We start from the raw sequence: 7,668 nt of genomic DNA, 5'->3' as shown, positions 1-7,668 counted from the left end.
CGTCGTCCTGGCGGTGGGCGCCCGGCGTCCAGGTTTGATCGTCCACGCTGTTGATGGCATTGGCGAAGTCGGCCACCAGGTCGTAGCGGATACGCAGGCTCGGATTGACGGTGTATACCCCGCCCAGGCCGGCCTCGGCGCGAAAGGCCCAGAGGTCGAGATCCCGGTCGCGGACGTCGAGCACGCCGCCGGTCACGTTGCCGGAGAAGGTGGGGCCGTTGTGATGGGTATCGGCCAGGGCCTGGCCGGTAGCAGCCGCGGCCAGGGCGAAAGCGAGAGGCGCGAGGGTCAGTCGTTTGAGCGTTGTCATTTGTGTTCCCACTGGTGTGCGAGTCGTTGTTGTACGGGCGTGTGAACCATCTTTGGTTCGCAATGCGAACATAAATGCGCATTACGAAATTTACGCTAGTGGACAGCAGATACGACAGGCAACCATGCCAAAGTTGTAACGTGGGAATAACAGAGAGGAGATCGCGAAAAAAACGCTTTTGTCAAAAGAGGTTAATCATGAAAAGCGGCCTATATCGAAAGTTCATATAGAGCATATAAGCCGCTTTTATCCGAATGCCGATTGCCGGTTTTTCCGGCTTATCATGGCCCGGTCTCTTCGGCGAGAGTGAGATCGAGAGATGCGATGGCTTGCGCAATCGTATTGCAGAACCAGCGCTGCGCCGGCGAATGGAATGCTTGAGACCGCCAATAAAGGGATATGTCGAAATCGGGCACCTGGAACGGCAATGGATGAATGCATAGCTCCCCATCGGCGGCGAACTGCCGGGCGATATGGACCGGAACGATGCCGAGCAAATCGTTCTGACGAAGTATCTTGGGCAGTATGAGGAAGTGAGGAACTTCCAGACTGACCTTTCTTTCGATGCCCAGCTCCTGCATCTTCTCTTCCGCCAGGCTGTGCCCCGAGGTGCTGGCCACCACCACATGGCGAGACGAGGTGAAGGTTTCCAGGTCGAGTGGCGCGGCATGGAAGGCGGAAGGCCGCCCCAGGCAGACGTAGCGATCCTGAGCGATGACATGGCGCTCGATACTCGACGACTTGATCGGCCGGCTGCAGATCACGGCATTGACCTTGCCATTGATGAGCCATTCGTCGGCGCGATCGATCCGCAAGGGGATCACTTCAAGCTCCACCTCCGGGGCCTGGGCGTGCAGATGCTGGAGGATGATGGGCAGGAAGGAGGCCTCGCCCAGGTCGGTCAACGCCAGCCGGAATCTCAGGCGGCACTGCTCGGGCGTGAAATGCTGACGGCTCTCGATGGTGTTTTCCAGCTGCTGCAGCGACTCCTTGAGAGTGGGATAGAGCTGCCGGGCCGTCATGGTCGGTTCCATGGCCTGATGCGTGCGAATGAACAGGCGGTCATCGAAGAGTTCGCGCAGGCGTGACAGTGCATAGCTCACGGAAGGCTGCGTCACGTGCAGCCGCTCCGCCGTGTGGGTGACGCTACCCGTCTCGTAAAGAATGACGAATACCCGGATCAGGTTCAGGTCTGGTAACGACATGAGCGCTCTCGTTTGTTGGCGTTTTGTTATCGAGGATTATCGGCCACCATAACCCGCTCTAGCCGAATAGAGAATATCTATTTATCGTAGAAAAAGTATCGATTTGCTTGATGATGGGTGCAGTCTCTAGCGTGTAAGAACGCACCGCACAAGGATAAGGAATCAAGCATGCCGAGCGTTCACGCCGTCACCTATTCGCTCCTGCGTCGTCAGGGCATCACCACCGTTTTCGGCAACCCCGGTTCCAACGAACTGCCGTTTCTCAAGGGCTTTCCCGAGGATTTTCGCTATGTGCTGGGGCTGCATGAAGGCGTGGTGGCGGGGATGGCCGACGGCTATGCGCTGGCCAGCGGGCGGCCGGCGTTCATCAACCTGCACGCGGCCGCAGGTACCGGCAACGCCATGGGCGCGCTGACCAACGCCTGGTACTCCCACTCGCCGCTGGTGATCACCGCCGGGCAGCAGGCACGCTCGATGATCGGCGTGGAGTCGATGCTGGCCAACGTGGATGCCCCGCAGCTGCCCAAGCCACTGGTGAAGTGGAGCTACGAACCGGCCTGCCCGGAGGACGTGCCACGGGCGCTGAGCCAGGCGATTCACAGCGCCTCGCTGCCGCCGCGGGGGCCGGTCTATGTCTCGATCCCTCACGACGACTGGGATCGCGAAGCGGGCGACGATGCCGCGCTGGTGGTGGAGCGCGAGATCGACCACGCCGGCGTGCCCTCGGCTGCGCAGCTCGAGCGCCTGGCACTGAGGCTCAACGCCGCCGAAAATCCGGTACTGGTGCTGGGTCCCGAGGTCGACGCCCGCCAGGCCAACGGGCTGGCCGTGGAGCTGGCCGAACGCCTGCGCTTGCCGGTATGGGTGGCGCCTTCCGCCTCGCGCTGCCCGTTTCCCAATCGCCACCCCTGCTTTCGCGGCGTGCTGCCGGCGGCCATTGCCGGCATTACCGCCCACCTGGAAGGGCACGATCTGATCGTCGTCGTCGGTGCCCCGGTGTTCCGTTATCACAAGTACGCCCCGGGACGTTATCTGCCCGAAGGGGCGGGCTTGGTGCATGTCACCGGCGATGCCAACGAGGCGGCTCGCGCCCCCATGGGCGATGCCCTGGTGGGCGACGTTCACGCCACCCTCGAGGCGCTGCTGCCGTGCATCGAACAAAGCGCACGGGCCTTGCCCGAGCCGCTGCCTAAACCGGCATCGGCAGAGGATGGCGAGGGGTGCCTGGCGCCGGCCAACGTATTCGATACCCTGGATGCCCTGGCGCCGGAGGATGCCATTTACGTGAAAGAGTCGACCTCGACGGTGGAGATCTTCTGGGAGCGTGTCGGCATGCGTGAGCCCGGCAGCTACTTCTTCCCCGCAGCGGGCGGGCTCGGTTTCGGCCTGCCGGCGGCGCTCGGCGTTCAGCTCGCCCAGCCGCAGCGTCAGGTCATCGGGGTGATCGGCGATGGGTCGGCCAGCTACGCCATCACCGCGCTGTGGAGTGCCGCCCAGTACCGCATCCCTGCGGTGCTGATCATCCTCAAGAATGGCACCTATGGCGCCCTGCGCGGCTTCGCTCGGCACATGAAGGTCGACGACGCTCCCGGGCTCGACGTGCCGGACATCGACTTCTGCGCCCTGGCCCGCGGCTACGGGGTCGAGGCGCGCCTGGCCGATTCCCGGCAGGCCCTGGAGGCCGCCTTGCAGGAAGGCTTTGCGATGGACCGCCCGCTGCTGATCGAGGTGCCGACCCTGCCCACCTGAGACACCGTCAGACCACCACTACAACGATAAGAGAGGACACGCCATGAAACACGCCATCTCCCGGAGCCTGCTTGCCGTCTGTGCGGCGGGGCTCGTCTCTACCGCCCACGCCGATACCCTGCGCATGTCGCACTTCTGGCCGGCCAATTCCGACGTCAACAAGGAGATCTTCGAGGCCTGGGCCAAGCACATCGAGGAAGCCACCGGCGGCGAGCTGACCGTCGAGAACTACCCCTCCCAGACCCTGAGCCGCTCCGAGCAGGCCTACCAGGGCACGGTGAACGGTATCTCCGACATCGCCATCACCATGCAGGGCTACACCGCCGGCCGCTTCCCGCTCTCGGAGATCGTCCAACTGCCGGGCGTTTCCGGCAGCGCTCCCCAGGGTGGCTGCATCCTGCAGACGCTGTACGACGAGGGCCACATCGCCGACGAGTACGACGACGTGAAGGTGCTCTACCTGTTCACCACCGGCCCCGCCTATCTGCACACTCGGGGGCACGCGATCGAAACCCCTGACGACCTGCGCGGCCTGCGCATTCGTCGCCCCAGCGACGTGGCCGGCGAGATCCTCGAGCGCCTGGGGGCCAACCCCGTGGGCATGCCGGCGCCCGATATCTACACCTCGCTGCAGCGCGGTGTGATGGATGGCCTGAGCTTCCCTTGGCAGGCGATGAAGACGTTCGGCATCAACGAGCTGGCCGATCATCACCTCGAAGTGCCGTATTACACCGGCGTGGCGGTGGCGGTCATGAACCGTGAGAGCTACGAGCGCCTTTCGCCGGAGCAGCAGGCCGCCATCGACGAGGTCAGCGGCATGGCCTGGACCCAGCGGGCCGGTGAGGTGTATGCGCGGCTGGATGGCGAAGGCCGCGAGGAGGCCGAGGCCCAGGGCGGCACCATCAACACGGTGGAAGACCCGCTGAACGATCCGAACTGGTCGGGCCCGCTCAACGAGGGCACCGAAGCCTACCTGGTTCGCCTGGAAGAGCGCGGCATCGACAATGCGCGTGAGGTCTACCAGCGGGCGCTGGAGCTGCGAGACGAGTGTCCCGTAGAGCCGCGCTGAGACTTGGCCGGGGGCTGCTTCAGCCCCCTCTGCGGTTCTCGATGATGCGGTCGAGCAGATCGAGGAGCCATTCGCGCTCCCCCTCTTTCATGAACTTGTCGAAGCGATCCTCGCCCGCCGAAACCTTCTCGTTGAGTCGCTCGGTGAACGCCTTGCCCTTGTCAGTCAGGTAGAGCGCATAGGAGCGGCGGTCGTTCTTCGACTTGCGCCGCTCCACCACCTCCATGCTTTCCAGCTTGTCGATAGCCGCCACCATGGCGGAACGATCCACGTTCAGTGCCGTGGAAACCGCTGACTGGGTAAGTCCCGGGTTGTGATAGATGATGGCGAGGATGCTGAACAGCCCAGGCGTGATGCCTTCCTGGGCGCAGGCTTCGAAGAAGACATCGAAATAGACGAGCTGCGCCCGGCGTAGCTTGTAGCCAAGACGGGACTGCAACATGGAGTAGTCGATTCCGTTCTGGTCGTCGTTGCTCATATGGGTGTCGATCCTGACCTTGGGTGAGCCACGAGAGGCGCAATCAGTGAAAAGCCTAACGGATACCGGACGGCGAGGCCTCGTTGGGCATCAACTTTAGTCGCAGCCAAGGGTGACTTGCGCTCCCGAACTCTTCTCGCATCCTTTTGATATTCCGTATTTTTATCGGCCTCTTCCTGGCTTCTCAGGGCATAATGTTATGCTGGTTAAATGTTTGACTATCCAACAATTTAAAAAAATACTGGACCCATGTTACCAAGGCTCCCATGCCGAGGGTAGCGAATGCCCCTATCGATCCTGACAACGATCACAACCAGCAGGAGCGCCCATGCTTCACCCCTTTCGCGATGTTCATCTCGGCACCGCCACCGCCAGGCTGGTCTCGCGCGATGACGGAACTCAACTGCTCAGCGTCGAGGAGCCCCTTGGCGACTATCCCGACACGCTGATCGAGTGCCTGGAGCGCTGGGCGCATGAGGCGCCGGACAGAACCTTCGTGGCGCGACGTGATGCCGGCGGCGAATGGCAGCGCCTGAGCTATGCCGAGACCCTGAACCGCGTGCGCTGCCTGGCCCAGGGGCTGCTGAATCACGATCTCAGCGTCGAGCGGCCCTTGGTCATCCTCAGCGGCAACTCCATCGAACACCTGCTGCTGGCGCTGGCGGCGATGTATGTGGGCATCCCCTTCGCCCCCATCTCGCCGGCCTACTCGTTGGTCAGCCGCGACTTTGCCAAGCTGCGCCATATCGTCGAGCTGCTGACGCCGGGGCTGCTGCTGGTCGACAGCGCCAAGGATTTCGCCCCCGCGCTGGCGGCGGTGCAGCCGGCCGACTGCGGCTGTCTGGCCGTGGAACCGGCAGACTTTCCCGGCGTGGGTGCCTTCGATGGGCTGCTGGATACGCCCCCCACCGAAGCGGTGGATGCGGCCCGGGCGGCCGTCACGCCCGATACCATCGTCAAGTTCCTGTTCACCTCCGGCTCCACCGGCATGCCCAAGGGGGTGATCAACACGCACCGCATGCTCTGCGCCAATCAGGAGATGCTGGCCTCGTTGATGCCGTTCCTGCGCGACCAGCCCCCGGTGCTGGTGGACTGGCTTCCGTGGAACCACACCTTCGGCGGCAACCACAACATCGGCATCGCGCTCTACAACGGCGGCAGCCTCTATATCGACGACGGCCGGCCGGTGCCGGGCGAGTTCGAGAAGACCATCGCCAACCTGCGCGAGATCGCCCCCACGGTCTACTTCAACGTGCCCAAGGGCTTCGAGATCCTGGTGGATTATCTGAAGCGCGAGGATGCTCTGCGCGAGACCTTCTTCTCGCGGCTCAATCTGATGTTCTTCGCTGCCGCCGGGCTCTCCCAGCACATCTGGGACGAGCTCGACAGGCTGGCCGTTCAGACCCTGGGCTGCAAGGTGGGCATGCTGACCGGCCTGGGCGCCACCGAGACCGCGCCCTCGGCGATGTTCGCTTCTCTCGAGGAGTCCAAGTCGGGAGTGGTGGGCCTGCCGGCCCGTGGGGTGACGATCAAGCTGGTGCCTAACGGCGGCAAGCTGGAGTGCCGGGTGAAGGGCCCCAGCGTCATGCCGGGCTACTGGCGTCAGCCGGAACTCACCGCCAAGAGCTTCGACGAGGAGGGCTTCTACTGTCTTGGCGATGCGGTCAAGTTCATCGACCCGAACGACCCGCAGCGCGGCATGCGCTTCGACGGTCGCATTTCCGAGGACTTCAAGCTGGATACCGGCACCTGGGTCAGCGTGGGGCCGCTGCGAGCGCGCATCATCGAAGCCGGCGCTCCTCACATCAAGGATGTGGTGATCGCCGGGCTCGACCGGCCCTTCGTGTCGATCATGGTCTTCCCCGATCTGGAAAAGTGTCGCGAGCTGGCGGGGCTGGGCAGCCAGGCCGATGTCGCCACGGTGCTGACCAGCGAGCCGGTGCGCGAGCGCTTCCTGCAAATGCTGCGTGACCTGGACGCTCACAGCACGGGCAGCTCCACCCGGGTGCGGCGTCTGGTCCTGCTCGACGAGCCGCCGCGGCTCGACGCTCACGAGGTCACCGACAAGGGCTCGATCAACCAGCGTGCGGTGCTGGAGAACCGGGCCGCCATCGTCGAAGCGCTTTATCGCGACACACCGGCAGCGAGCGTTCTGCAGCTCGGCTGAGCTGCTTCAGGAACGGCTTCTCGATAGCACGAATGCCCTGGCCGAACGGCCGGGGCGTACCTCCTCCCTGTGCATGCCATCCGCTGGATCGCCACGCTGCCATGTCGCTCAGTGGCGGCGGTGCATGGTGGCCGCGTTGGGAATCGCTAGGAGCTGGGGGGAAGCGTTCGACTTTAGAAGGGATCCATTCCTGGGGCGCATCCCCGACTTGAATGCAACTTTATGTTTCAGAAATGTTTTTGAGATCTCTGGTTTGTTCGCACTTCGAACACTATGTCTCAACAAATATTGTATTTGACAACAATAGGTGTGTGAGAAAGTCTTGTCGTGCAGCGTTTGAGCGCGCTGCGTGCAAACAAGACTCACAATGGGAACACACAATGACAACGCTCCAACGACTGACCCTTACGCCTCTCGCTTTCGCCCTGGCCGCGGCTGTTTCCGGCCAGACCCTGGCCGATACCCATCACAACGGCCCCACCTTCTCCGGCAACGTGACCGGCGGCGTGCTCGATGTCCGCGACCGGGATCTCGACCTCTGGGCCTTCCGCGCCGAGGCCGGCCTGGGCGGGGTCTACACCGTCAATCCGAGTCTGCGTATCCGCTACGACCTGGTGGCCGACTTCGCCAATGCCATCAACAGCGTGGACGATCAAACCTGGACGCCGGGCGCCCACCGCCAGGACGACG

At 63.2% G+C, this 7,668-nt stretch carries 7 protein-coding genes; 4 read left to right on the top strand and 3 right to left on the bottom strand.

Annotated features, from left to right (window positions below; translation table 11 throughout):
* The coding region (locus tag AC2VNO_RS03860; RefSeq protein ID WP_486932902.1) for a hypothetical protein at positions 1 to 310 on the bottom strand (310 nt) is incomplete at its 3' end.
* A gap of 281 nt (positions 311 to 591) precedes the next feature.
* The gene (locus tag AC2VNO_RS03855; RefSeq protein WP_486932901.1) at positions 592 to 1,515 is read right to left on the bottom strand and encodes a LysR family transcriptional regulator; all 924 of its coding nucleotides are present in this window, start codon (positions 1,513 to 1,515) and stop codon (positions 592 to 594) included.
* 168 nt (positions 1,516 to 1,683) lie between these two features.
* Here AC2VNO_RS03855 and mdlC point away from each other — a divergent pair, with 168 nt between their 5' ends.
* On the top strand, positions 1,684 to 3,264 hold the full coding sequence (gene mdlC, locus AC2VNO_RS03850) for a benzoylformate decarboxylase (RefSeq protein WP_486932900.1): 1,581 nt from the start codon (positions 1,684 to 1,686) through the stop codon (positions 3,262 to 3,264).
* 43 nt (positions 3,265 to 3,307) lie between these two features.
* Complete coding sequence (locus AC2VNO_RS03845) at positions 3,308 to 4,333, top strand: TRAP transporter substrate-binding protein (RefSeq protein WP_486932899.1); 1,026 nt, start codon at positions 3,308 to 3,310, stop codon at positions 4,331 to 4,333.
* Positions 4,334 to 4,352: 19 nt separating this feature from the next.
* Here the strand turns inward: AC2VNO_RS03845 and AC2VNO_RS03840 are convergent, their stop codons facing one another.
* Complete coding sequence (locus AC2VNO_RS03840; RefSeq protein WP_228576595.1) at positions 4,353 to 4,811, bottom strand: MarR family winged helix-turn-helix transcriptional regulator; 459 nt, start codon at positions 4,809 to 4,811, stop codon at positions 4,353 to 4,355.
* Between the two features lie 328 nt (positions 4,812 to 5,139).
* On the opposite strand from AC2VNO_RS03840, the gene AC2VNO_RS03835 reads away from it, so the two are divergent.
* Together AC2VNO_RS03835 and AC2VNO_RS03830 are read left to right on the top strand one after the other, a co-directional pair.
* Complete coding sequence (locus AC2VNO_RS03835; RefSeq protein WP_486932898.1) at positions 5,140 to 6,978, top strand: feruloyl-CoA synthase; 1,839 nt, start codon at positions 5,140 to 5,142, stop codon at positions 6,976 to 6,978.
* A gap of 380 nt (positions 6,979 to 7,358) precedes the next feature.
* The coding region (locus AC2VNO_RS03830) for a hypothetical protein (RefSeq protein ID WP_486932897.1) at positions 7,359 to 7,668 on the top strand (310 nt) is incomplete at its 3' end.

It is taken from the genome of Halomonas sp. TH-94, from assembly GCF_057473365.1.
The sequence above is the reverse complement of the archived record's forward strand: the minus strand, read 5'-3'. Positions and strand labels throughout refer to the sequence as shown.